This is a genomic window from Terriglobales bacterium (assembly GCA_035624455.1).
Taxonomy (GTDB): Bacteria; Acidobacteriota; Terriglobia; order Terriglobales; family Acidobacteriaceae; genus DASPRM01.
The window spans coordinates 1-26,163 of the sequence record DASPRM010000134.1 but is presented as its reverse complement, the minus strand read 5'-3'; the positions used below and the strand labels follow the sequence as shown (position 1 = coordinate 26,163).

The 26,163-nt window shown below is 56.9% G+C and carries 21 protein-coding genes; 8 read left to right on the top strand and 13 right to left on the bottom strand.

The window, feature by feature from the left end; genetic code table 11:
• The first annotated feature begins 210 nt into the window (after positions 1-210).
• The 3 genes from VEG30_15160 (at position 211) to pruA (ending at position 4,541) form a co-directional block, all read left to right on the top strand.
• Positions 211-762 (top strand): LemA family protein, encoded by a 552-nt coding sequence (locus VEG30_15160; protein HXZ81266.1) that lies wholly within the window; start codon positions 211-213, stop codon positions 760-762.
• A 195-nt stretch (positions 763-957) separates the two neighbouring features.
• Positions 958-2,721 carry a DUF2207 domain-containing protein gene (locus VEG30_15155; GenBank protein ID HXZ81265.1) on the top strand — a complete coding sequence of 588 codons (1,764 nt, stop codon included), beginning with the start codon at positions 958-960 and terminating at the stop codon, positions 2,719-2,721.
• Between the two features lie 236 nt (positions 2,722-2,957).
• A complete protein-coding gene (gene pruA / locus VEG30_15150) occupies positions 2,958-4,541 on the top strand; it encodes an L-glutamate gamma-semialdehyde dehydrogenase (GenBank protein HXZ81264.1) in 1,584 nt (527 codons plus the stop codon).
• 202 nt (positions 4,542-4,743) lie between these two features.
• Here the strand turns inward: pruA and katG are convergent, their stop codons facing one another.
• The 4 genes from katG to VEG30_15130 all read right to left on the bottom strand — a co-directional run bounded on the left by katG (position 4,744) and on the right by VEG30_15130 (position 9,564).
• Positions 4,744-6,987, bottom strand: coding sequence for a catalase/peroxidase HPI (katG, locus tag VEG30_15145; protein ID HXZ81263.1), 2,244 nt, complete (start codon positions 6,985-6,987; stop codon positions 4,744-4,746).
• A 146-nt stretch (positions 6,988-7,133) separates the two neighbouring features.
• Complete coding sequence (locus VEG30_15140) at positions 7,134-7,559, bottom strand: transcriptional repressor (protein HXZ81262.1); 426 nt, start codon at positions 7,557-7,559, stop codon at positions 7,134-7,136.
• A 179-nt stretch (positions 7,560-7,738) separates the two neighbouring features.
• Positions 7,739-9,232: a multicopper oxidase domain-containing protein gene (locus tag VEG30_15135; GenBank protein HXZ81261.1), complete on the bottom strand. Its 1,494-nt coding sequence runs from the start codon at positions 9,230-9,232 to the stop codon at positions 7,739-7,741.
• A gap of 14 nt (positions 9,233-9,246) precedes the next feature.
• Positions 9,247-9,564 (bottom strand): PadR family transcriptional regulator, encoded by a 318-nt coding sequence (locus tag VEG30_15130; protein HXZ81260.1) that lies wholly within the window; start codon positions 9,562-9,564, stop codon positions 9,247-9,249.
• A gap of 203 nt (positions 9,565-9,767) precedes the next feature.
• On the opposite strand from VEG30_15130, the gene chrA reads away from it, so the two are divergent.
• Positions 9,768-10,955 carry a chromate efflux transporter gene (gene chrA, locus VEG30_15125; GenBank protein ID HXZ81259.1) on the top strand — a complete coding sequence of 396 codons (1,188 nt, stop codon included), beginning with the start codon at positions 9,768-9,770 and terminating at the stop codon, positions 10,953-10,955.
• Between the two features lie 20 nt (positions 10,956-10,975).
• On the opposite strand, the gene VEG30_15120 is transcribed toward chrA, so the two are convergent.
• Positions 10,976-11,395, bottom strand: a complete 420-nt coding sequence (locus VEG30_15120) for a DUF3291 domain-containing protein (protein HXZ81258.1) — start codon at positions 11,393-11,395, stop codon at positions 10,976-10,978.
• 239 nt (positions 11,396-11,634) lie between these two features.
• Here VEG30_15120 and tal point away from each other — a divergent pair, with 239 nt between their 5' ends.
• Positions 11,635-12,606 carry a transaldolase gene (gene tal, locus VEG30_15115; GenBank protein ID HXZ81257.1) on the top strand — a complete coding sequence of 324 codons (972 nt, stop codon included), beginning with the start codon at positions 11,635-11,637 and terminating at the stop codon, positions 12,604-12,606.
• A gap of 148 nt (positions 12,607-12,754) precedes the next feature.
• Here tal and zwf read toward each other — a convergent pair whose 3' ends face one another.
• From zwf to VEG30_15085, 6 genes are all read right to left on the bottom strand, one after another.
• On the bottom strand, positions 12,755-14,158 hold the full coding sequence (gene zwf / locus VEG30_15110; protein ID HXZ81256.1) for a glucose-6-phosphate dehydrogenase: 1,404 nt from the start codon (positions 14,156-14,158) through the stop codon (positions 12,755-12,757).
• 10 nt (positions 14,159-14,168) lie between these two features.
• A complete protein-coding gene (gene gnd / locus VEG30_15105; GenBank protein HXZ81255.1) occupies positions 14,169-15,203 on the bottom strand; it encodes a decarboxylating 6-phosphogluconate dehydrogenase in 1,035 nt (344 codons plus the stop codon).
• Between the two features lie 76 nt (positions 15,204-15,279).
• Positions 15,280-16,935, bottom strand: coding sequence for a glucose-6-phosphate isomerase (gene pgi / locus VEG30_15100; protein ID HXZ81254.1), 1,656 nt, complete (start codon positions 16,933-16,935; stop codon positions 15,280-15,282).
• Positions 16,936-17,055: 120 nt separating this feature from the next.
• On the bottom strand, positions 17,056-17,574 hold the full coding sequence (locus tag VEG30_15095) for a hypothetical protein (protein ID HXZ81253.1): 519 nt from the start codon (positions 17,572-17,574) through the stop codon (positions 17,056-17,058).
• On the bottom strand, positions 17,575-19,890 hold the full coding sequence (locus VEG30_15090) for a cbb3-type cytochrome c oxidase subunit I (protein ID HXZ81252.1): 2,316 nt from the start codon (positions 19,888-19,890) through the stop codon (positions 17,575-17,577).
• Between the two features lie 257 nt (positions 19,891-20,147).
• Positions 20,148-20,474 (bottom strand): hypothetical protein, encoded by a 327-nt coding sequence (locus tag VEG30_15085; protein ID HXZ81251.1) that lies wholly within the window; start codon positions 20,472-20,474, stop codon positions 20,148-20,150.
• 702 nt (positions 20,475-21,176) lie between these two features.
• Here VEG30_15085 and VEG30_15080 point away from each other — a divergent pair.
• Positions 21,177-21,638, top strand: coding sequence for an ion channel (locus VEG30_15080; protein ID HXZ81250.1), 462 nt, complete (start codon positions 21,177-21,179; stop codon positions 21,636-21,638).
• Between the two features lie 103 nt (positions 21,639-21,741).
• Here the strand turns inward: VEG30_15080 and pgm are convergent, their stop codons facing one another.
• Complete coding sequence (gene pgm / locus VEG30_15075) at positions 21,742-23,430, bottom strand: phosphoglucomutase (alpha-D-glucose-1,6-bisphosphate-dependent) (GenBank protein HXZ81249.1); 1,689 nt, start codon at positions 23,428-23,430, stop codon at positions 21,742-21,744.
• Between the two features lie 474 nt (positions 23,431-23,904).
• Here pgm and VEG30_15070 point away from each other — a divergent pair, with 474 nt between their 5' ends.
• Together VEG30_15070 and VEG30_15065 are read left to right on the top strand one after the other, a co-directional pair.
• Positions 23,905-24,432: a DUF4136 domain-containing protein gene (locus tag VEG30_15070; protein HXZ81248.1), complete on the top strand. Its 528-nt coding sequence runs from the start codon at positions 23,905-23,907 to the stop codon at positions 24,430-24,432.
• 43 nt (positions 24,433-24,475) lie between these two features.
• Positions 24,476-25,201, top strand: a complete 726-nt coding sequence (locus VEG30_15065; GenBank protein HXZ81247.1) for a hypothetical protein — start codon at positions 24,476-24,478, stop codon at positions 25,199-25,201.
• A gap of 502 nt (positions 25,202-25,703) precedes the next feature.
• Here the strand turns inward: VEG30_15065 and VEG30_15060 are convergent.
• Positions 25,704-26,163 (bottom strand): DoxX family protein (locus VEG30_15060; protein HXZ81246.1); only part of this gene is annotated, 460 nt, incomplete at its 5' end.

Sequence of the window (26,163 nt, the reverse complement as noted above, 5' to 3'; positions counted from 1 at the left end):
AAGACCTGGTGTTTAAGCCCACGAAGGATCCCTCGCCGGCTGTCGGCGGCTCGTGAGAACAAGCGGGTTGGGCGTGATTCAAATCGAACTGCTGGTGGGTGCTCATTCCCCAGCCAGAACTTCCTACCCCCGAGTTACGTACAAGTAATCATCGGGCGCTCGCCATCTGTGCGACAATTTGCTGTCCACTCCAGCACATAGGGAGGCGTCATGGCCCTGGTTATTGGTCTGGTAATCATCGCGGTCATCATCTTTTTCCTGATCGCGCTGTACAACAGCCTGGTGCAACTGCGGGTGCGCGCCGACTCCGCCTGGTCCGACATTGACGTACAGCTTAAACGCCGCCACGATCTGATTCCCAACATTGTTGAAACCGTGAAAGGCTATGCCGCCCACGAGAAGGGGACCTTCGAAAACATTGCCAAGTGGCGGTCGGCGGCCATGAGCGCCACCGCGCCGGAAGACCGCGCCCAGGCAGAAAATCAGCTCACCGGAGCGCTGCGCCAGTTGTTCGCGGTGGCGGAGAATTATCCCCAACTGCGCGCCTCTGAACAGTTCACTCAATTGCAGAATTCTCTGCAGGAGGTCGAGGACGCCATCCAGAATTCGCGGCGCTACTACAATGCCGTGGTGCGCGACTACAACACGCGACTGCAGTCCTTTCCGGCGAATATGTTTGCCAGCGCTTTCGGTTTTCAGACCAAGCAGTTCTTCGAGCTTTCCGCTCCCCAGGAGCGTGAGCCCGTGCAGGTGAAGTTCTGAGCAGTGACGTCGATTGTTCAACATGGATATTCCGCTGATCTGTCATCCTGAGCGACGCGCCCGTTCCGCTTTTCCGAACCGCCTTCTTGGCGGGTCGCGGGCGCGAAGTCGAAGGATCTGCTTTTGCTAACTGCATCCAGGAGCTCTTCGTCGACCAATCGAGGACGGGGCATAACAATCCCCGTGCGAGTCGAAATGCCTTCCGTTTGTTCCTGGAAGAACCTTCGCTCCACATTCCAAATCTGCATCCTCCTTCTCCTCCTCGCCCTACCCATCACCGTCCACGCCCGCAACTGGCGCATAGCCGACTTTCACAGTTCTGTGGCCATCGACAAAGACGGCAACATGGTCAGCATCGAGCGCATCAGCCTGGTTTTTGTGGGCGCGTACAACGGGATCTACCGCTCCATCCCCATCGACTATCCTGGGCCGCGCGGCAGCAATTACCGGCTGTTTCTGCACATCGATTCGGTTACGGATGACCAGGGCCAGCCCTTGAGATACGAGTCCAAACGCGACGGCCCTTATCGCAAGCTGAAAATCTATATTCCCGGCGCCACCGACACCACGAAGACCGTTCTGCTGACCTACTCCTCGCCCAACGCGGTGCGCTTCTTCGACGATCACGACGAGTTCTACTGGAACGTGACCGGCAACGACTGGCCTGTACCCATCGATCACGCCTCCGCCATCGTCTCCTTACCGCCGGGCACAACAGGTTTGCGCGCCCAGGCCTTCACCGGCGTTTACGGCTCTCACGATCGTGAGGCCACCAGCGAGGTCGAGGACTCGCGCGTCAACTTCGAGACCACTAACCCGCTGCCTATGCGCGGCGGGCTGACCATCGACGTCTACATTCCCAAAGGCATCCTGCACCAGCCCAACTCGCTTACGCGCGCCTGGTGGTTCCTCAAAGCCAACCCTGTCCTGCTGGTGCCTTTCTGGACTTTCGCCGTGATGTTTCTGCTCTGGTACTACAAGGGACGCGATCCCGATCCCGGCATCTCAGTCGCGCCCATGTACGAGCCGCCAAAGGGCATGACTCCCGCCGAAACCGGTGCGCTGATCGACGACGGCGTGCAGCCCCGCGACGTTACCTGCACCCTGGTGGACCTCGCTGTCCGCGGCTACGTAAAGATCAAAGAGATCCAGGAAAAAGTCCTGCTTTTCACCCATAAAGATTACGAGTTCACGTTGCTCAAACCCATGCCGCAATGGGGCAACGACCTTGCGCCACACGAGCGCGTGATGCTGGAGAATGTCTTTCAGGGCGGGGAAGTGGTGCGGCTGTCGTCACTAAAAAACCGCTTCTACACGGCAATTCCCGTGATCCAGTCGGACATCATGTCGGCCCTGAAGTCGAAAGACATGTACCTGGTCGATCCCGACTCGGCGCACGTCTGGGTGCTGTTCGGACTGGTGGTGATCGCGGCCCCGATCGTGATCACACAATTCCTGAACATGGTCTCGTGGCTGGATGCGCCGTTGCTCGCCTTCGCCGCGATCGCAATTTCGGTGTTGATCGTGTGGTTGTTCGGCCGGCAGATGGTAGCCAAAACCGTGCTGGGGGCAAGAACACGAATACAGATTCTTGGCTTCCAGGAATTCATGAATCGTGTCGATGCTGACCGGCTGAAGCGCATGCCGCCCGACACCTTCGAAAAATTCCTGCCCTATGCCATGGCGCTAGGCGTCGAGCATCGCTGGGCGCAGGCCTTCGCCGGGATCGTGCAGAATCCGCCACAGTGGTATGCCGGGCCCGACGGCTTTCCCGGGGCCTTCAATCCCATTTTCTTTACTAACAGCATGCACTCCATGAGCACCGACATGCACGAGGTCTTCACCTCCGCGCCTCGCGCCTCCAGCACCGGCTCAGGATGGTCGGGCGGAGATGGCGGCGGAGGAGGTGGCGGCTTCTCCGGGGGCGGCTTCGGCGGTGGCGGCGGCGACGCCTTCTAACGGGATGGCGTGACGTGAGACCCTGAGGGTGCCCGTTCAGGCGAAGCTTGGGCGGGGTTTTCTGCGTGGCGTTTTGCTCGCGCGGGACAGGCGTTCCCGCCTGTCCCGTTCCCTCCCCCAGGGTGTAAAATCTCTCATGGTGTCCCGCCCCCGGCGGCACGGAGTCCGCTGCCGTTTCTGCTTTGTATGTCAGGCACCACTGGCTCCCCCGAGCTTCTAATAGAGAGGATGCAATCATGGCGACCGTAGCTGCGCCCCGCGAACAAGTACGCACTGTCACCGCTTTCAAGAACGAGCCCGCCACCGATTTCACGCGCGAAGAAAACGCCCGCGCGATGCGCGCGGCCATCGAAAAGGTCCGCTCCGAGCTGGGCCGCGAGTACGACCTCGTCATCGGCGGCCAACGTGTCAAGACCCGCGACAAACTCAAGTCGCTCAACCCCGCCAAGCCCAGCGAAATCGTCGGCATCTTCCAGAAGGCCGGTGCAGAGGAAGTCGAGCCCGCCATAAATGCCGCGGTCAAAGCCTTCGAGACCTGGAGCCGCACTTCTGCCGAAGAGCGCGCGGGCCTGCTGTTCCGCGTAGCCGACACTATCCGCAAGCGCAAGCACGAATTCAGCGCCTGGATGATCTTCGAAGTCGGCAAGAACTGGCCCGAAGCCGACGCCGATACCGGGGAGACCATCGACTTCGCCGAATTCTACGCGCGAGAAGCTCTGCGCCTGGCCAAAGCCGAGCCGCCGATCCAGCTTCCGGGTGAGCGCGATTACCTCCGCTACATTCCGCTCGGCGTGGGCATCGTGATTCCGCCCTGGAATTTCCCCGGCGCGATCATGACCGGCATGACGCTGGCCTCGATCGTCTGCGGCAACACCGTAATCCTCAAGCCTTCGAGCGATTCGCCCGCCATCGCGCGTTTCCTGTTCTCGATTCTGGAGGAGTGCGGCATGCCGCCGGGTGTGGTGAATTTCTGTCCTGGCGCGGGTGCCTCGTTTGGTGATGCGCTGGTCGCGCATCCCAAGACGCGCTACATCGCCTTCACCGGTTCGCGCGAAGTGGGGTTGCGCATCAATCATGTTGCCGCCACCCAAGCGCCTGGCCAGGTGTGGATCAAGCGCACAGTGCTCGAGATGGGTGGCAAGGACGCCATCATCGTCGATGCCGACGCCAATATCGACGCCGCTGTCGAGGGGGTCACCGCATCGGCGTTCGGGTTCCAGGGAGAGAAGTGCTCCGCCTGCTCGCGTCTCATCCTCGACGAGAAGATCTACGACACGTTCATTCCCAAGCTGAAGGCGCGCGTCGAGAAGATCACACTCGGAGATCCCACCGAGAATCCCGGCATGGGACCGGTGGTCAACGAAGGCTCCATGAAATCGATTCTCGGCTACATCGAGCAGGGCAAGAAAGACGGGCGCCTGATTACGGGCGGCAAGCGCGTCGGCGGAAACGACGGCTACTTCATCGAGCCCACCGTGTTTGCCGACATCGCTCCCAAGTCGAAACTCGAACAGGAGGAGATCTTCGGCCCGGTGCTGGCCATCATCAAGGCTAAGAATTTCGACCACGCGCTGGAGATCGCCAACGATACCGAATTCGGCCTCACCGGGGCGGTCTATACCTCGTCGGAGGAGAAGATCCAGCGCGCGATGGAAGAGTTCCACGTCGGCAATCTGTACATCAACCGCAAGTGCACAGGCGCGATGGTGGGAGCGCATCCCTTCGGCGGCTTCAACATGTCAGGCACGGATTCCAAAGCCGGTGGCCCCGACTACCTGTACCTGTTCACACAAGCGAAATCGATCGGGCGCAAGGGGTAGCGGCAGCACGGTGGCAAAAGGAAGGATTCATTCGACCACTGGTGCCTGACTAATTGCGATCGAATCAAAGACAACGGTTGCTTGAGAAATGTAAGCGCGATCAGACTAGAGATCTGGTTCTAAAGTAGTGGTGCAGTCAGTTCCAACTGCACCACTACTATTTGTCCGCATCCAATTTGACAGCTCGCTTCTTCCGCCGAACTCAGGCCAGGTCGAAGCGATCGAGGTTCATCACTTTGTTCCAGCCAGTCACGAAGTCTTTCACAAACTTCTCCTTCGAGTCCGCACAGGCATAGACCTCGGCCAGGGCCCGCAACTCGGAGTGCGAACCGAAGATCAGGTCGACGTCGGTGGCCGTCCACTTCAGTTCGCCCGTCGTGCGATCACGTCCTTCGTACACATCCTCCGCTGTAGAGGGCTGCCATTTCGTATTCATGTCGAGCAGGTTGACGAAGAAATCATTCGTCAGCGCTTCCGGTCGTTTAGTGAAGACGCCGTGCTTCGAGTGTCCGTAATTAGTGTTCAGGGCTCGCATGCCTCCGATGAGAACCGTCATCTCGGGAGCGGTCAGGGTCAGCAACTGCGCGCGATCCACCAGCATTTCTCCCGCCGGTCTTTGCACCCTCTTGCGGCGGTAGTTGCGGAACGCATCTGCCGCCGGCTCCAGTACGGCGAACGAGTGCACATCGGTCTGCTCCTGCGAAGCATCCGTGCGACCCGGCGAGAAGGGAACCTTTACATCGTGCCCAGCTCTTTTCGCAGCTTCCTCAACGGCTGCATTGCCGCCGAGAACGATTAAGTCAGCCAGCGAAATCTTCTTCCGCTTACTGCCGTTGGTCTGCGAGCTGTTGAACTCTTTTTGAATGGTCTCCAGCTTCTGCAGGACCTTTGTCAGCTCCGCCGGCTGGTTCACTTCCCAATCCTTTTGCGGGGAGAGACGGATGCGTGCTCCGTTTGCCCCACCACGCTTGTCGGACCCGCGGAACGAAGCCGCCGAAGCCCAGGCGGTCGTGACCAGCTGGGAAATCGACAGTCCCGACGCGAGAATCTTGCCCTTCAGAGCAGCAATGTCCTTCTCGGAGACCAATTGATGATCCACCGCGGGAACAGGGTCTTGCCACAACAACGATTCCTTCGGAACGAGCGGGCCAAGATAGCGCGAGACCGGCCCCATGTCACGGTGGGTCAGCTTGAACCATGCCTTGGCGAAAGCATCAGCAAGCTGATCGGGATTCTCGTAGAAGCGCCGTGAGATCTTTTCGTAAGCAGGATCGAACCGCAATGACAGGTCCGTTGTCAGCATGGCTGGCGCGTGACGCTTCGACGCATCGTGGGCATCTGGCACCGTACTCGCACCTCTGTTATTTTTGGGTGTCCACTGATTCGCGCCGGCCGGGCTCTTGGTCAGTTCCCAGTCATATTTGAACAGGTTCTCGAAGTAGTTGTTGCTCCACTTCGTAGGCGTCTCGGTCCAGGTGACCTCAAGGCCGCTGGTGATGGTATTGCAGCCGCTGCCGCTATTAAACGTGCATTTCCAGCCCAGGCCTTGCTCCACGATGTCGGCGCCTTCGGGTTCGGGGCCAACATATTGGGCCGCAGCCGCAGCTCCGTGGGTTTTCCCGAAGGTGTGTCCGCCGGCAATGAGCGCAACGGTCTCCTCGTCATTCATCGCCATGCGGCCGAACGTTTCGCGGATGTCCCGCGCCGCCGCGATGGGATCCGGCTTGCCATTGGGACCTTCCGGATTCACGTAAATCAAGCCCATTTGAACCGCACCGAAAGGATTCGCCAGTTCCCGATCGCCGCTGTAGCGCTCGTCGCCCAGCCACGTCGTCTCAGACCCCCAGTAGGTCTCATCAGATTCCCACACGTCCTCACGTCCACCGCCGAAACCGAAGGTCTTGAACCCCATCGACTCCAGTGCAACGTTGCCGGCGAGGATCATGAGGTCAGCCCAGGAGATTTTCCGGCCGTACTTCTGCTTGATCGGCCAGAGCAACCGCCTCGCCTTGTCGAGGTTCGCGTTATCGGGCCAACTGTTGAGGGGTGCAAATCGTTGCAGGCCAGACCCTGCCCCGCCGCGCCCGTCGCCGATGCGGTAGGTGCCGGCACTGTGCCATGCCATGCGGATGAACAGGGGACCGTAGTGGCCAAAGTCCGCCGGCCACCACTCCTGCGAGTCCGTCATCAAGGCATGGAGGTCATTGACCACAGCATTCAGGTCAAGGCTCTTGAATTCTTTCGCGTAATTGAACTCCTTGCCCATGGGATCGGACAGCGGGGAATTCTGGTGCAGCACCTTCAGGTTTACCTGATTCGGCCACCAGTCGGCATTCGTCCGGAATTTGCGAGCGTCGTGCGCTACCGGACACTTGGATTCGGTTGTGCTGTTTTGTTCTTGAGTATGAGGGACAACAGCGCCTGCTGTAGCGAGTCTATTTTCCATATGTTTATCATCCTTGGATTAGTCAATAACCTGGATTAGTTAATAACCACGGAAACGAGCTGGGAACCCATTCCGGCCTTCGGATTCACACACTTGCTGCCGGCCGGGATTCAGGCAGCGCGACACCGATTCAAACCCGTACCAACTTAACCGGAAGCACGCCGCCGGGCGCACTTCGCACACAGACCCCGGAACATGAGTTCGCATTCGCGAACCAGCCGCTTACCGAGGGAGCCCGCGCCAGGCTTGGGCACTCCGTACCATTCTACGTCCTCAACATTGCCGCAGCGGTCGCAGATGAAGTGGTGATGCCGCATGCCTTTCGCCTCAAATCGCGCAGCCCGGCCCTCAACGGGCACTTCCCGCACCAAACCCGCCTGCACCAAGTCCCGCAGGTTGTTATAAGTTGTAGCCCTGGAAGAGCGCGGATCCACGCGATTCACGGCTTCGAAAATTTCCGCAGCTGTGGGATGCCGGTGGCATTCCAATAGGAATGCCATCACCGCGTAGCGCTGCGGTGTGCATCGCAGCCCACTGCTGTCGAAGGACCGCTTGATCCCCTCCGAGTCCATAACTTTTTTAGAATATATCTAATGTGATACTTTCTCAAGGCCGCACTATTGTTTTTTGCTGCGAGCAGAAAACCGGACCATATGGGGAATCCTCGGCGAGCGGCCGCCTTCCGAGTCTCCCGGGTCGAACAATTCCGATCTCGGCATGTCTGTCATTCGAGCGCGCACTCAAGGCCTGGTCACACGTAATCGAACAGCGTCATAAATCCGAAGTCCATGTGCAACTGCTGGTGGCAATGGAATAGCGTCATGCCGGGATCGTTGGCCACGAAATCGAGTGCAACCTCCTGATATCCGCCCAGCATGACCACGTCCTTCATCACGCCCACCGTCGGCTCTCCCATCATGTTTGTTAGTTCAAACACGTGTCGGTGGAGATGAATGGGATGGACGTCGTCGCTTTCGTTGCGCATGTGCACGCGGTACCGCCGACCCTCGCGTAGGTGAAATGCAGGCGCTGCCATTGTGCTCGTCATCGGATACGCCACACCGTTAATCGTCCATCGGTTGAATCCTTCCAGAGCAGCGTTGTCCTTTGCGAACGTCATTTCAAAGGTCTCGTCGGGCACATGAGCGGTGGCCCCAGGCTTTGCAAATTTGGTGTAGTCCCAACGGAATTTCGGTGGCGCGACCCACTGGGCTTTGCCGGCACGATTCGCGTATTCCACCACAACTCCCATCCCGTGGCGCCGATCATCGTCGCTGGTGTCGCCCATGATCCAGACTCCCGGATGGTTCATCTCCACGATGGCGGAGACCCGCTCGGCGGTCCCCAGCCACAAAAACGGAACCCTCGCCGGATTCGGTACCGGATTTCCGTCAAGAGCCACGACGAGAAAAGTATGTCCCGGTAATGCCAGGCTGCGGATCTCAGTGGCGCTCCCATTCAGCACGTGAAACAGTACCCGCTGCCCTGGCTTCACTTTAATAGGCTCTCCATGCCCAAGCATGCGGCCATTGACGGTGAAAGAGGCGTAGCCGATCTCGTATCCCCGCGGCATGCCCTTGGCGAGTGACGCCTTCATTGCCGACTCGCCCTTCTCCTCCAACTCCTTCACCTTGGCCGCCGGCGATAAGACATCCTGGGGCATGTCACCACCGCGGCTGAAAGTCGGCTCGAATTCCTTCAAAACCAGGAATACCTCTCGGTCATAGTTCCCCGGCTCATGTTTCGGCTCGATGTAAACCTGCCCGACTTGCCCGCTGTACTGGCCGGCGGAGAGGTCGGCGCCCGCACGGTTGTGCGTATGGTAGAAGCGATAACCTGAAGGCTGAGGGACGAATGAAATGCGACGCTGCCCATGGGCCGGAATGTACGGTGTCCCCTCTTCCGCCGAGCCATCTACGTCCACGGGAACAAGCTGACCATGCCAGTGCAGTTGCTCGGGCGTGTCAGTCTCGTTCACCAGGTCTACAACAACTCGTTGTCCTTCCTTAAGGCGCAGCAGCGGCCCCGGAAATTGGCTGTTGTACGTGGTAATCGAAATAATCTTCTTCGGCGCGATCTCCACCGGCGCGGCGGCGATTCTGATGGTGTGGTCGGCTGCACCCTGGTTCTGGGGGGCTCTGAAAGTTTTTTCGGCGATGCCATGGTTGGCCAAGGTTGGGGGCACTAGCGCGCTACCCGCCAAGGCGCTTGCCGCTCTGAGGAAATTACGTCGGGAAAAGCTCATGAGTCCTGCACTCCTTAACGTTCGAACAGTTCACCGAACAACTCACGGACTTTTTGTTTTGCGGTTCGAAGAGCTTTCTGCCCCCTTGGGGTGGCGGAATAGACACGCCGAATTTTGCCATTAACGCGCCGTCTTTTCGAGCGGAGCAGCCCCTTTTTCTCCAGCCCGTGGACGATTGGATAAAGGGTTCCCGGGCTCAAGCGGTAGCCGTGACGCGCCAGTTCTTCAATCATGCCCAGACCAAAGATGGGTTCCTCAGCTGCGTGGTGCAGAATGTGCAGCCGTATAAGCCCTGAGTAGAGGCCCTGATCCGCTACGGTTGAATGTGTCATAACGAAATTCGTTATCGGTATTCGATTGTAATACAATCCTTGCAGCGCGGTGAAGCCATGCACGAGAGCCATCAGCCGTTGTGTTCAAGAGTGATTCGTCCAGCCTGCCAATCGCGTTCCATTCTGTTTGTTCGCCTTGCGGTCGGGCTAACCTTCTTAACACAGAGCATCCTCAAATACATCGCTCCTCACGGGAGCGCTGGATGAGTGAACCCCTTCCCGTCACACGTCCGTCCCTCGCTCAGACGGTGGGAGAGGTGTCACTGAAGTCAGTGGCCCTGGCGTTTCTGAAACTGGGAACCATCGCCTTCGGCGGGCCGGCGGCTCACATTGCAATGATGGAGGACGAGTTCGTCTCGCGCCGCCGATGGCTAACCCGAGAGCAGTTTCTGGATCGTCTTGCAGCGGCCAACCTGCTCCCTGGGCCGAGCTCGACTGAGATGGCCATCTTCATCGGCTACGAGAAACGGGGCTGGCCGGGTCTGCTGGTTGCGGGGTGCACCTTCATCCTTCCGGCTGCCATCATGGTTGGCGCAATTGCCTGGGCGTATGTGCGATATGGCACCCTGCCGCAAGTAAACGGGGTGCTCTACGCATTGAAGCCGGTGGTCATCGCCATCGTGGTGCAGGCCTTCTGGAAGCTCGGACGAACCGCAGCAAGAACGAAGTGGCTCGCTGCCGTGGCGATTGTTGCTGCAGTTTTGTATGCGACGCGTGTTCACGAGATCCTCACGCTCGTCATCGCTGCCGGCTTGGCAGCGGCACCCATTACTTATCGGGAACTGAGGACTCGAGGGCGCGTTGCATCGTTTCTCTTCGCCCAAATAAGCCCGGCACGCGTTCTCGGCGGCTTTGCCACAGCTGCAGCTCCGTTCGGACTGTGGCGACTGTTTCTGGTATTCGCAAAGATCGGTGCCGTGCTCTTCGGGAGCGGGTATGTTCTGTTGGCGTTTCTTCGAGCGGATCTCGTCGACCGTCTGCATTGGCTGACCGAGAGACAGTTGCTGGATTCGGTCGCGGTGGGCCAAATAACCCCGGGGCCGGTGTTCACAACCGCCACCTTCATCGGCTACGTCATCGGAGGAGCTCCGGGTGCGATCGCTGCCACGGTGGGAATCTTTGCACCCGCTTTCATCTTCGTCGCGATTAGCGGATTTCTCATCTCGAGGATCCGCCGATCCAAGATTGCTTCCTCCATGCTGGACGGAGTGGTAGTGGGATCGCTCGCCTTAATGGGAGTAGTAGCCTGGCAGCTTGGACGGGCAGCGATCATCGACGTTCCAACCCTCGTCATTGCAATCGTCAGCGCAGTGCTGTTGTTGACCTTCCGAATCAATTCCTCTTGGCTCATCGTGGCGGCGGGAGTTTTCGGATGGCTTTATCGCCGGTGAATCCGGCAATGGTCCGTGTCTCAGGTTTGACTGGCGCGCTGATATACCGGTGGCCGGATTTGGAAGCTCTCGTGAGCAGGAGATGGGTGGTTCACCTTCGAGCGTCGCCCTCCTGCCTGCAGCCTTTGATGGGCTTCGTCCCAGTCAGGCTCGCGGTCGCTTTCCTGATCCCAATGGATCAGAGCGGCTTCGTCGCACCACTCGAGGAGCTTTCGCATCACCTGCCGATGCGCGCCAGCTAACATGAAATCCTTCATTGCGGAATCTGTTGTCCAGACAGTGCGGGTCCAGAACGTACGGTCAGCCTCACGAAGCAAGGACACAGCCAGGTTGCCTTGGGAATTTTTGGCCTGCCGGTAAGCGCGCAGGGCGTAGAAGACAAATGGTAGAAGATACCGCCAGGAACGTACCCGCAAGCGCGTAATTGAGACCACCGGCATAACGTTTCAGTACATCTTGCGAAATACAACCGTAGTCGTACAACAATTATCGACACTCTGGAGAAGTAGTGCAGTCGTCCTTATTTGATGCACGCGATCCATAGTCGCGCTCATTGAAGTTTCTCCTCATTCGGAGACGTGCGTTGCCACTTAGTATAGTGTCATTAGCAGCTGGTTCCCGGGACAGAGGCTGGCCACACCGTCCGACTTACAGGTATCCTTAAGAGGGAGAGACAACAATGACGCTACTGGATTCGCTAAAACAATACACCACGGTTGTAGCGGATACGGGGGATATCGAGGCCATTGCCCGTCACCGCCCACAAGATGCGACTACCAACCCTTCGCTTCTTTATCACGCCGCTCAGATGCCTGTTTACAAGCACTTTGTGGAAGAAGCCACGGACCTGGCGCTGGAGCACGGCGGCGACCACTCCGAAATGGCGGGGGAGTTCATAGATCAACTTTTTGTTCTGTTTGGATACGAGATTCTCAAAGTAATCCCTGGCCGAGTCTCGACTGAGGTCGCGGCCCGTTTGAGCTTCGAATCTCCTGAGACGGTTGCCAAAGCACGCAGACTCATCTCGCTGTATGAGAAGAAGGGCGTGTCGCGCGAGCGCATCCTCATCAAGATTGCCAGCACATGGGAAGGAATTCAGGCAGCAGCTGAGCTGGAGGAAGAAGGCATCCACTGTAACCTGACGCTTCTTTTCAGTTTCGCCCAGGCCGCCGCCTGCGCGGAAGCCGGCGTCACGTTGATTTCGCCCTTTGTCGGTCGCATTTACGACTGGTACAAGAAGGAGCAGGGCGGCAAAGAGATTGACCCAGACCAGGATCCCGGCGTTGCTTCGGTCACGCGCATCTACGACTATTACAAGAAGTATGGCTACAAGACCCAGGTCATGGGCGCGAGTTTCCGCAATGTGAACCAGATCGTACGGCTGGCAGGTTCGGATCTGCTGACCATCAGCCCCGAACTTCTTGACCAACTGGAGAAAACGGAGGGCGTTCTACAGCGGAGGCTCGATCCGGCCACAGCTCACGCGAGCAAAGATGAGCGCCTGCACCTCACGGAAGCGGGCTTCCGCTGGATGCACAACGAAGACGCGATGGCGACCGAGAAGTTGGCCGAAGGCATCCGCAAATTTAATGCTGATGCGCAGAAGCTGGAAGAGTACGCGCTGTCCCAGGTAGCTGAAAAGGTTGGGTGAGGAACGGTCTCATCGTGCCTTAACTTCACCAAGGGGTGCGGGTTGTCCGGACAATCCGCACCCAAGCTCCTCGTCTGGCCGTGGACTCGTTGTTAACGAACACATCGATCTTCGTGTGAAATTCCCTGCTTGAATCCCAAATAGTTTCTCAAGCGGCCTGGCTGGTAATAGCTGGTTTCTCTTCGACAACGACGGGGTTTTGCCAGCCTCCTGCGGGAGTCACTCTGACTACCTCCGTTGGCCCCCAACTCTTTGGCTCATATTGGTAGACAGATGAGCCGTTCTTCAGCAATGGATCGACAATGCGCCATGCTTCTTCCACATAGTCTTCTCTTGCGAATAGAGTGGCGTCCCCGGCCATTGCATCTCCCAGCACCCGTTCATAGGCATCCATCTCTTCTGCGTTCTGCTGTTGGCTTGCCACCATTTCTGCAGGCCGACTGAGGAATTTGTCATCAGGAGCCATCACCGTCATCCCCATGGCGATTGTCACGTCTGGGCTGATCCTGAAACGCAAATAATTCGAATGCACAACCTCCGCCGGTATTATGGAGGGAGGCTTGCGCAGCCGGCAGACGATTTCCGTGCTCGTTACCGGCAAGTTTTTGCCTGCGCGGATGTAAAACGGCACTCCCTGCCAGCGCCAGGAGTTAATCTCCAATCGAACCGCAGCAAACGTCTCCACTTTCGAGTCCGGCGCCACTCCTTTCTCGTCGAGATATCCGCGAAATTGCCCGCGAACGACGTCCTTCTCTTCCAGCGGAGGAATGGCCTTCAGAACCTTTACTTTCTCATCGCGGATCGACTCGCTGTCCATTCTGACCGGAGCTTCCATGGCCAGATTGCATAACACCTGGAACAGATGATTCTGAATAACATCCCGAATCGCGCCCGTCTGATCGTAAAACGCGCCCCGGCCCTGGACTCCAAAATCCTCTGCCATGGTTATCTGCACACTCTCAACATAGTTACGGTTCCAGAACGCTTCCATGAAGGCATTCGAGAAGCGAAAAACGACCATGTTGTGCACGGGCCGCTTGCCCAGGTAATGGTCGATCCGGAAAATCGAACTTTCATCAAACTTTCGCAGCAGAACCTTGTTCAGATGCTGCGCCGATTCCAGGTCATGGCCGAACGGCTTTTCGATGATGATCCTGGCGTCTGTCGTGCAGCCGCAGTGCACAAGCTCCTCGAGCACGACCTCGAACAGCGTAGGTGGAATCGCCAGGTAGTGTGCCGGCCGCTGCGCCCCTCTGAGTTGCTTGCCCAGCTCCACAAACGTAGCAGGGTCGTTATAGTCGCCATCGACATAGCGCAGCAAGGAACGGAGCTTCTCAAAAGCCGCGGGATCGACTCCACCGTGCTTCTCGAGACTATCCTGTGCCCGCGCCTGAAGCTGCCCAAGATTCCAGCCAGCCTTGGCCACGCCGACCACCGGCACGTCGAGATGACCTCGCTTCACCATCGCCTGTAATGCAGGGAAGATTTTCTTGTAGGCCAAATCGCCGGTGGCGCCGAAAAAAACCAGCGCGTCTGAGTGTGACTTGTTCACCGTAATCTCCTTAAGCCGCTGTAATTTTGCTTTCAGATTTCTCCAGGTGTCCGCCGAATTGATATCGCATCGCGGACAGGAGTTTGTTGGCGAAGTCAGCCTCGCCTCGCGAACTGAACCGCTCGTAGAGTGCAGTGGTCAGAACCGGTGCCGGGACCGCTTCATCAATGGCCGCTTTAATCGTCCATCGCCCTTCGCCAGAATCGGAAACGCGTCCGGCAAAATTAGAAAGACTCGGATCCTGCATCAGCGCGTTGGCCGTGAGGTCAAGCAGCCACGACGCGATCACGCTTCCGCGGCGCCACACCTCCGCGATGTCGCGCAGGTTCAGGTCATACTGATATTCTTCGGGATCGCGCAGCGGCGTGGTTTCAGCGTCGGCTGCTTCCTGTCCTTGCTTGCCGACGTTGGCGGAGCGCAAGATGCTCAGCCCCTCCGCGTATGCCGCCATAATTCCGTACTCGATTCCGTTGTGCACCATTTTGACGAAATGGCCGGCCCCGTTCGGACCGCAGTGCAAGTAGCCTTGCTCGGCGGTGCCGTCAACTTTTTCCCGGCCAGGTGTACGTGGAATGTCGCCCACGCCAGGAGCGAGTGTGGCAAAAATTGGATCCAGCCGCTTGATGACCTCGGTTTCCCCGCCAATCATCATGCAGTAGCCTCGCTCCAGTCCCCACACACCGCCGCTGGTGCCCACATCGACATAATGAATCTTGCGCGGAACCAGTTGCTTTGCACGCCGGAGATCGTCCACATAATAGGAATTGCCGCCATCGATGAGGATGTCTCCCGCCTCGACAAGAGGTAGAAGGTCAGCAATGGTCTGGTCCACCACGGCGGCCGGTACCATCAGCCAAATCGCGCGTGGTTTTTCGAGTTTCTTGACAAACTCAGCGAGAGAAGCGGCGCCGGTTGCCTTCTGCTTCACCAGTTCACTCACCGCTTGCTGCGCCCTGTCGAACACCACGCAGTTGTGTCCTTTATTTATGAGCCGCCGCACCATATTGGCGCCCATCCTTCCAAGACCGATCATTCCAAGCTGCATCGTTATCTCCTCAGTGAAACAAGATTGGCCAGGTCCGCAAGACGCTGGCACAAGGGCTGGTCAGAGCCGGGAGCCTTCATGCTGTCTGCTTCAACTTCCTGTAATACGTGATCAGGCTGTTGGTTGAATTGTCATGCGCGAGCTTGGGTTCTGCTTTGCTCTCAAGCTCAGGAATGATGCGCTGTGCCAGAACCTTACCCAATTCAACACCCCACTGGTCGAAGGAATCAATGTTCCAAATTACGCCCTGAGTGAATACGGAGTGTTCGTACAACGCTACCAGTTTGCCCAGCGTCTCCGGCGACAGTCGCTCAGCCAGGATCGTGTTCGACGGACGGTTGCCCTCAAATACGCGATGCGGAACGAGCCAATCCGGCGTGCCCTCGGCCTTGACCTGTTCGGGGGTCTTGCCAAACGCCAGGGCCTCAGTTTGGGCGAAGACGTTCGCCAGGAGCATGTCGTGGTGGCGGCCAAGCTTGTTGAGCGGCTGCGCAAATGCAATGAAGTCGCAAGGGATAAGCCTGGTTCCTTGATGGATCAACTGATAGAAGGAGTGCTGGCCGTTGGTTCCCGGCTCACCCCAGTAGATGGGTCCAGTGGCGTGCGTGACCCGGGTGCCCTGGAGCGTCACATGCTTGCCGTTGCTCTCCATCGTCAACTGCTGCAGATAGGCGGGAAAACGCTTCAGATATTGCTCATACGGCAACACGGCAACCGTCTGGGCGTCGAAGAAGTCGTTGTACCAGAGCGACAGCAGTCCCATGAGCACGGGCAGGTTCATCTCGAAAGGCGCTGTGCGGAAATGCTCATCCATCTGGTGAAAGCCACTGAGCATCGCGCGAAAATTATCGGGACCAATGGCGATCATGGTCGACAGGCCGATGGCCGAGTCCATCGAGTAGCGGCCGCCAACCCAGTCCCAGAACTCGAACATATTGCCGGTATCGATGCCGAATTTCTCCACCTCTGACTCATTGGTGGAAACCGCGACAAAATGCTTTGCGACCAATTTTTCGTCGCCTCCCAATCCCGCCAGTGCCCAGGCACGCGCGGTCTGGGCATTGGTCATCGTCTCCAACGTAGTGAAGGTTTTCGACGAAATGATGAAGAGTGTTTCCGATGGATCCAGGTCCCGAACGGCTTCGGCAAAATCGGTTCCGTCAATATTGGATACAAAGCGGAAGGTCATGCTTCGATCGCTGTAGTACTTCAGAGCCTCATAGGCCATGACCGGACCCAGGTCAGAACCGCCGATGCCGACATTTATCACGTTGCGAATGCGCTTGCCGGTGTGTCCCTTCCATGCGCCGCTTCGCACCCGGTTTGCAAAATCCGCCATACGATCGAGCACGGCATGCACCTTCGGAACAACGTTTTCGCCATCCACCTCAATGGAGGCGTCTCGCGGTGCACGCAGGGCCACATGCAAAACCGCGCGGTTCTCCGTAATATTGATTTTGTCTCCCCGGAACATGGCGTCAATGTGATCTCGCAGGCCAGATTCCTCGGCAAGCGTGATGAGCAACTTGACGGTCTCGGAAGTAATTCGATTTTTTGAATAGTCGAGATAAAGGCCCAGGGCTTGGGCAGTGAAGCGCTCGCCGCGCTTTGGATCCTCGGCAAACAGGTGCCGCAGATGTAATTGCCCAATCTTATTGTGATGAGCCTCGAGATCTTTCCAGGCCTGTTGGGCCGCTGGGTGGCTGGTGATTACTTGTGCTCGTGCTGCCATGTCCTTATCCTCTCCTGTGCTCTGGTTACTTGGAATGTCTCCGGTTGGGTCAATCAGTACGCCTCGCTTTCTTCCTGCCACAGGCGAAAGCCAAAAAATATGCTGCGGTCGTCGCTAGCCTCACCTGGGAGGCAAGCTTGCTAGTCTCGATGCCAAGCGTTGAATCAAAATACAAAACATCGTCAGGGTCGATGCCAGTACAATTCTTGCATAGAAGCCGCCGGTTCGAAAAAGCTCGATAACAAGGATCAGACTGGCCAGCACGAAGAGAGTCAGCGACACGGCGCGATGGAATCTCTTCATGCCGTGTTCCAATTGGCTCGAATTACTCCGCTCAATCTCGCGACCATGGCTGGAATCGGTGCAGGCCGCCTTGCTCGGACAGGCATTACAGGCCTCTGCCGGCGCGCGATAAATTACCTTGCCCTTTGCCGAATCTGAAAAAACTGGGAACAGGTGCTGGTCCCGCGGACACTTCCAGATGTCGTGCTCGGCATGATAGCTGAAACCCGCGGTGCTCGCAGCCACGCTTCGCCGGTGCGCATGACGAGCCGCCCACTCCAGCAGAAATGCGACTGCGGCAAGAAACACAGCGTATCCCAGCATCAAAACACATTCCAGAGGCACACTGGCCACCACTTAGCGCTCCCGCTCCTTGAAAACCTGCTCTCGAACAGCCTGTACCGGGACAACGACGTCGGTGAAGAGGAGGTCTCTGGGTTCTTCGCTCGTAGTGCCGGCGCGCATGTGGCGAACTCCCAGGTAAGACAAATAAAGTATCGGCAGTGCTCCTCCCACTATGAAAACGATGTCACCGGGCATGCGCAGCCACTCCAGTATCGAGTTGGCATGACTGCCAATGTAGTTCAGCGTCCGCGCGTCATAATAGCTCACGCTGATGGCGTGATAGAGCTGCAGGATGCCTAGTGGAAATAGTGTCGCAAAGACCATCCATGCCAGCCCAAGGTTGAGGGACCAGAAGCTGATCTGCGCTGCCTTGTCAGACCAATATTTTTGCGGGGTGATGTAACGCAAACAGAAGACCGCAAGACCTATCGAAAGCATTCCGTAAACCCCCATCATCGCCGCATGACCGTGATTTGCCGTTAGGGCAGTCCCGATTTCGTAGTAGGACACTATCGGTAGATTGATGAGGAAGCCGAATACTCCGGCGCCAAGAAAGTTCCAGAAACCGACAGCAGCGAGGAACATCACGGCCCAGTAATGCGGAAATGCTGTTTTGGACTTCACACCTTGCACGGTCCCCAATTGCAGGAAGCTCCAGGCCTCGAGCGTAAGGAAGGTGAGAGGAATGACCTCCGCCGCCGAGAAGAAAGCTCCCAGCGCCATGTGCAGAGCAGGCTCGCCGGAAAAGTACACATGATGCATTGTGCCGACGATCCCGCCTGCAGAATACAGAATGATGTCCAGATAGATCATGCGCAAAGCGACACGCTCATGAACTACGCCCAGCAGCACGAAGATGTAGGCAACAAGAATGGTTGTGAACAGCTCCAGGAAGTCCTCGACCCACAGATGCACGACCCAAAAACGCCAGAAGTCTGTCGTGGTGAAATGTCCGCCGGGGTGGGCAAGCAAACCAACAGCGTAAAAGGCGGGGATCGAGAGCGCTGAAAAGAAAAACACCCACGGCAGATTCCCTCCATGCTCGAGAGAAAGCCGGTTGCGCAGACCGCGATAGAGGATCACAACCCAAAACAGTAAGCCGACGGTCAGTAATACCTGCCAGACACGCCCAAGATCGAGATACTCGAATCCTTGATGGCCGAACCATGGATTACGAATGAAACCCTGGATTCCGGCAAATTCTCCTAGCAGACTTCCGACTACAACAATCACCAGAGCGCCAAGTAATCCGTACGCCAGCAGCTTTTGTCCACGAGGCTCGCGGCCCGCAATCATCGGAGTCAGGAAAATTCCCGCGGCAAGGTAGGAAGTGACAATCCAGAAGAGCGACAGTTGCAAGTGCCACGTCCGAACAACATTGAAAGGAAGCAGCCGTCCGAGGTCAATTCCGAAGAAAGTCTGCAGGTCAGCCCGGTAGTGCTCCGTAGCTCCCCCCAGCAGGGTCTGAACCACGAACAATGCGGCCATAATGAAAAAAAACCAGGCACACGCCTTTTGAGCGGGAGTGAGCAACACCTCGTCGGGAGCGCGAAATGACATCGTCTGCTGCTCGCGTCCATGCCATCCCAACAGATTCCAGCGGCCAAACACTGCAAGCAGCAAACCTGTTCCGCCCAGAAGCGCAATCAGTGAAAGCACGCTCCACACAATGGAGTCGGCGGTAGCATGATTGTCCACCAGCGGCTCCGGAGGCCAGTTATTGGTATAAGAATAAGGATGGCCGGGGCGGGCGGTGGAGGCCGCCCACGCAGACCAACTGAAGAATGCAGTCAGTTTGCGAATGTCTTCCGGATCTTGAATGGCCTTCGGCCTCAAACCGTGCTTTGTGGTCGGCTCTCCGAAGAAAGATGAATAGTAATCTCGGCACTCGTTGAAGGCATGAGCTTGCGCATCCGTATAAACCAGAGTGCCCGTGGTACTGTCATACCGATTCGTCTTGAAGTCTTCTATGGTGCGGCTGCGTGCCCTATCGGAATCTGCTCCGCCGTAGAAGTTGATGCTGGATAGCGCGGCGCGATGTAGATATTCCGTGGTGAAATCCGGACCCAGATACGCACCATGGCCAAAAATGGAGCCGTACTCCATCAGGCCGTTGCTCAAAAAGATCTGCTGGCCTCCCATGATGTCGGCACGAGTGAAGAGGGTTGCTCCATTCGTGTCCTTCACGGCATTCGGTATGGGTGGTTCATCGTTGTAGGTGTAGTAAGTGAGCACACCCATGATGAAGAAGCCGAAAATCAGGACAATCACTGCCGCCTGAATCCAACCACGAGAGATCAGCAGTGGACGCTTTTCATGTATGTCCATTGTCGCTCCTACACGAAACTGCGCTGCAAGGCCATCTTTTCCAGGCAATAAGCGAACTTCCGTCCACAGTTGCAACACACGCGGTAAGTTCGTCGGTCGATGGTGAAGACGCGACTTAGCCGGCGGTGATGGCAACCAAAAATTAAATTGAACATAGCGATCAAAGTCTGCATAACCATTCCTGTGTCTGCTATCGAGTGTTTTCCTGCGAACCAAACCAGCCGAACACCAGCGCTGCACCCTGCTGGTGGAGGAGGCTATGGATCTATCAGGGGCGCTGGTGTGAGTTGCAGGTTGATCATCAGATCAAGCCGCCAGTCGATCTGAAAAAACAAGAGGGCTTCCCGGCTGGACAGCACTTTTCGAAATTCCGGGAGATATTTCAACCTCAGCTGCATGACTTGTTGTTCCACCGCGGCGCGGCGGCGAAGATAAGTTTCGGCCTGATCGTCGTTCATCGTCTGGTAGTTCTGAAAATACTCATCAACAACAGTTAATTTGGCCTCGTAGATCTTTGCCAAATCCGCAGCATAGCGGTCGTACACCGGCCAGAATTTCTCTGCCTCGGTATCCGTGAGATTCATGTTTGCCGCAACAATCTGCTTTTTTTGTGAGCTCAGGTCTCTTTCCAACAATTGAAGGTCTGGACCAGGAGCCGATGCAGTGTCGTTATAGATCGCGGAGCGGCTGGGCGGTCGCAACCTCCTGCCCGGTTGCGAGGCCGACTCCTGGGCGAGAGACCGGGGGCCTGACGCAAGCATCAAAGCAACAATCGCTGGAACAAGGAGCATTATTGTCAGTCTTCTTTCCATTCATCCCTCTGGATGCATGGGTTCCTGAGGCCCCCAACAGGCTTGCCATTCGCGGAAACCGTCCAATTGCCTTATGCATCCAGGGTTCCAGTCAGTGTCAGTACGCCCACGACCCCTGTAGATCGTACTGGGACAAAAGGTTAGAAGCCGCCCCCTGCGGTAGAGCCCCTTCGACTTGAGCCCGTCACTTGCCAGATTGTTGTCACCGCGCCGTCAGGGGGGCACTTCTGGAAAGTGATGTACGGCATCATCGATCGAGAAACAGCTGCGAGCCGCTCAGGGCCGAACCCCGAAATGCCCCAAGCCCAATGGCTCGGTCAGAGTCTCTCTGGTGCCAGTGCGGCTTGAGCACGAGAACGGCTCAGCGCAATTCTTGCTTGGAACTTGAGTTGCTTGTCAGAATTGGAGTCTGCACGCAACCAGGAAAGAGACGGTTGCATGGGGAGAGGGAGCTCGCACTCTGGCGTGAAACCGATGACGGAGTCGATGACCTTTGGCTTCCAAGCCATTGCTGCAGTGATTCTCGTGACTGCGACGTTGTTATTGCAGTGCGCGGGTATGGGGGTGCTTATTCACTGGGCGCGAGCCTCTATTGCGCGAGGCCTCAACGGCCTGGGTCCGTGGCGCGCTAGCCTGCTGATGATTCGGTTTACAACTGCGATAGTTATTTTGCACATCCTGCAGATTGTGCTGTGGGCTGCCTTCTACCGCTGGCGTTGTCTTCCATCCTGGGAGTCCTCCTTTTACTTTTCAGCCAGCAGCTATTCGACCGTCGGCTACGGGGACGTTGTTCTCCCGCGGATCTGGCGCGCGCTAGGCGCGGTAGAGAGTATTACCGGCGTGCTGATGTGTGGCATCTCTGTGAGCGCGCTGTTCGCTATTGCCACTCGGCTGATCGAGGCCGACGACCAGTCGTCAACCCAAGCGAGAATATGACCAGCCTCGACCCCGGTTGCTGAGTAATAGGACGACTTACTTCAGAAACCCCACAACGGCGCATTGCGGCCGCAGAACCGATACTGCCTGGAGCATGGCCTGCTCAATCCAGCGCCGCATTCACCATTTCCTGAGCTTCGCTCACAAGAGCACTCAAATGCGACTCGCTCTTAAAGCTCTCCGCGTAGATCTTGTAGATGTTCTCTGTGCCGGAGGGCCGGGCGGCAAACCAGCCGCTCTTGGCCACAACTTTCAGACCACCGATGGGAGCTTGATTTCCCGGCGCCCGAGTCAACTTGACAATGATGGACTCGCCTGCCAGTTCCGATTCCTTGACCGCTTCGGGCGAGAGCTTCTGCAATTTTGCCTTCTGTTCAGGCGTGGCTGGCGCGTCGATGCGCGTGTAGAACGGCGTCCCAAATTCTGCGGTCAGTTCCCGGTAGTGCTCAGCGGGATCCTTTCCGGTGCGGGCGGTGATTTCGGCTGCCAGCAGGTCCATGATTGGGCCATCCTTATCGGTCGTCCACACGGTGCCGTCAAGCCGAAGGAAACTTGCGCCCGCGCTCTCCTCTCCGCCGAAACAAAAGGAGCCGTCCACTAGTCCGGATACGAACCACTTGAACCCTACTGGCACCTCGCGCAGCTGACGGCCGAGCTTCTGGACGACTCTGTCAATCATGCTGCTGCTGACAAGCGTTTTTCCAACCGCGACGTCCGGATGCCACTGTGGGCGGTGTGTGAGCAAGTACTGGATGGCCACCGCGAGGTAATGGTTCGGGTTCATCAACCCGCCAACAGGAGTGACAATTCCGTGGCGGTCCGAGTCAGGATCGTTGGCAAAAGCCACCTGGTACTGGTCTTTCAGTCTCACGAGCCTTGCCATCGCGTACGGACTGGAGCAGTCCATGCGGATTTTGCCGTCGTGATCCACTGTCATGAACGAGAAGGTCGGGTCAAGGGTTGGATTGACGACGGTGATATCCAATCCATAAATCGAATTGATCGGCTCCCAATACGGACGGGCAGCTCCGCCAAGAGGATCGACGCCAAGTTTGAGGTGGGCGCCGCGAATGGCATCGATGTCCACGACATTTCTGAGATCGCGAACATAAGGCAGAACAAAATCTTCCTGGTGTATTGTCGCAGCGCGGATCGCCTGGTCAAAAGGAACGCGCTTCACTTCTGTATTTCGTGTCCGCAACAGTTCATTGGCGCGGTCCTGAACCCAGCGTGTCACGTCGCTATCAGCCGGGCCGCCGTTGGGCGGGTTGTATTTGAAGCCGCCATCTTCCGGAGGATTGTGCGAGGGCGTGATGACAATGCCGTCGGCAAGATGTTGTTTGCGATTTCGGTTGTAAACCAGAATAGCCCGCGAGATGACGGGAGTCGGAGTTACACCATCTCCTTGCTGGATGACCGTGTCCAGGTTGTTCGCGGCGAGAACTTCAAGCGCTGTGCGCTGCGCGGGGGCGGACAGTGCGTGTGTATCCTTCCCCATGTACAGTGGGCCGTCGGTCCTCTGCGTGCGACGGTAGTCGCAAATCGCCTGCGTGATCGCCAGGATGTGGGCTTCGGTGAAAGTACCCTGCAACGGGGACCCGCGATGTCCGCTGGTGCCGAAGCTCACCAGTTGATTCGGATCGCTCAGGTCGGGCTGACGCTCAAAGTACTCTTTTTCGAGCTGCCCGACGTCAATCAGCATCTCTTTCGGAGCCGGCTTGCCGGCCAGGGCCGAAATTGCCGGGATGCCGGGTGCGCTTGCTGCTGGCTTTGTTTTCAGGGTATCGGGCATGGCTCCGCCTTCCATATATCCGCAGCATATGCAGAAATAGTGCGGTCGCTCGAGAACTCTCCGGAATTCACCACCTTCAGAATGGCTTTGGGTGCCCGCTCGCCCGGCTTTGCGTAGACATCGCCGAGCCGGTCTTGGGCCTGACAACAAGAGATGAGATTTGCCCGATGCATGTAATGATCACCGCGGGCTAGCAAAGTATCGCACAATTCAGCAAACACTCGGCGCGGTCGTGCTGAATGACTGGAAGCTGAAACACTATTCAGACTGGGTTGGAGAGGAGAACTGTCAGTTCTGCCAGTTCTAACGATACGTCATTTCTTGATACTTTTCCTGCGCTGTTTAGATGCTGTGACGGTGGAAGCATGTCACGTCGGGGAGGATAGGCAGCTCATCGTGCTCTTAGAAGCCTCCTTGAAAACCATCGGACGTTACCGTTCCGCCATACTTCCAATAGCAAGAAGGAGCATTGCAATGCGGCAAGGATGTCGAATCACACTAACTCTGCTCGTAGTCGCCCTCCTCGCGTGCATGGCGTCACAAGCGCAAGATGTGCGTACCAACTACATGCCTGGAACGGACTTCTCGAAATACCACAACTACAAGTGGGTCAATATCGAAGGCGGAGCGCATCCTAATCAGATCGTGGACGCCCAGATCAAGCAGGCGGTTGACTCGCAACTGGCGTCCAAGGGTATGACCAAGACCGATGGCGATAAGGCTGATCTTTATCTCGCCTATCAAGTCGCTGTCGATCAGGAGAAGCAGTGGAACGGATACGGCATGGGTGGCGGCCTCCGCTGGGGTGGGATGGCGTCTGCTACCAGCTCCACCATCAACGTCGGGACTCTGGTTCTGGATATGTATGACCCGGCGACGAAGCAGCTGGTTTGGCAGGGAAACGCTACCAAGACCATCGATCCTAAGAGTAGCCAAGAGAAGAACCAGAAGAATCTGAACAAGGCGATGGAGAAGTTGTTGAAGAATTACCCACCCAAATAAAATAGACACCTGGATTCAGCGCGACTCGCGAAAGGGAATCGCCATGCGAAAGAGTTGGATCAGTTTCGTCTCATTTGTACTTTTCCTGATCGGATGCTTTACTGCTCTGGCCGCCGGCCAAAATCCGGAATTGCAACAGAAAGTCGCTCAGATCAAGGAGGCGTCCGCCAGGAACAAGCAAGCCCTGGCGCAATATACCTGGGTAGAAACAGTCACCATCAGCTTGAAAGGCGAGCAGAAAAAACAGGAGCACTTCCAGGTTCGGCTGGGCCCCGACGGCAAACCGCAGAAAACGTCACTTGATCCCCCAGCGCAAGCGTCCTCCGAGAGTGGCGGTGGAAGGCGGCAAGGTCGCCTCAAGGAGCACGTGGTTGAAAAGAAGAAGGAAGAGTACAAGGAGTACGCCGACCAGATCAAGGCTCTGATCCAGCAGTACGTTCCTCCTGAGAAGGAACTGCTGGAGCAAGCACGTCAGCAGGGCAACATCACGCTTGGGCCAGCGCCGGGTGCTTCCGGCGAATACTCACTGGTCATCTCCAACTACGTTAAGAGCGGCGACAAGATGAGCCTCCTGATAGACGGCGCCAAGAAAGACCTCGCGAGCATATCGATTGCCTCCTACCTGGACAATCCGAGTGATGCTGTCAACGTGTCGGTTCAGTTTAGTGCTATCCCCGGCGGACCGAACCACGTGTCCGGGGAGACCATTAACGGTGTCAGCAAACAATTGACGATCGCAGTCCAAAACAGCAACTACCAGAAACTCTGACTGGTTGAACTTTGAAAGTTGGATGGGTGGCACACTCACTCAAGTCCTCTGTTGGCTTGAGTGGGGCAGTTGCACCGCTGAGCAGAGTCTGCCGGGTGCCCCAGGTCTCGCGCTTTTTCGAGACCTGGGAAATCATCGCAGCGCGGATTGCGTGTTCGGTAACTTCTTGAAAAATTGGCGCGCGCAGAAGGAATCGAATCCGCGTGAAAACGCAAATTCAACGACATGCAGAGCTACGGATGGCATGGAAGTACATGAAAAGCACTGGTAGGAGGACAAACGGATCGCAAACGGATTGCAGCCCGAGGACAGCTTTACCGCTTCGTGCTGATGAAAACGATTACAAGAAACATCGCGGTTAGAGCAGAACGGGAACCGCTTTCCCTGAGCATAGTTAGTTACCCATCCGTGCAAGCGACGAAACGCTGCGGGGCCCGTAAGCAAAACATGGAAACCCAGTGAACGATCGGTCTTGCTGTCGTGACAGAGGCCTTGTGGCCCTTTATGCGATTGCCGATTCTGCTTCAGACGCAATCTGACGCTGCGCGAGCTTCGCCCCTGATCGTCGGAACAGAAGGTAATCGAGAGAAAATACTCCCGCCCCAAAGACCAAAACCAATGCCGACGCGAACAAGAATGTGTAGGGATCTGCGGCATAAAACTTGCCAGGCTCCTTGAGAATCGAAAACAACGCTTCCCGATCTCCGAAATAGTATGCAGCGAGCATGTTCAAGGTGAGCGGAATGGCAATCAACCTTGAGCCGAGGCCCATGAAGAGCAAGACTCCTCCAACCACCTCGAGCGAGCTGACCATCACCGCGGTCATATGCGGCATCGGCACATTCAGACTCTCAAAGTAACCCGTTACTCTGTCTATGTTGCCCAGCTTGCCCCAACCGCTCTGCGCCAGCTGCCATCCCCAATACAAACGCACGGCTAGGATGAACAGAGACTGGGTATGA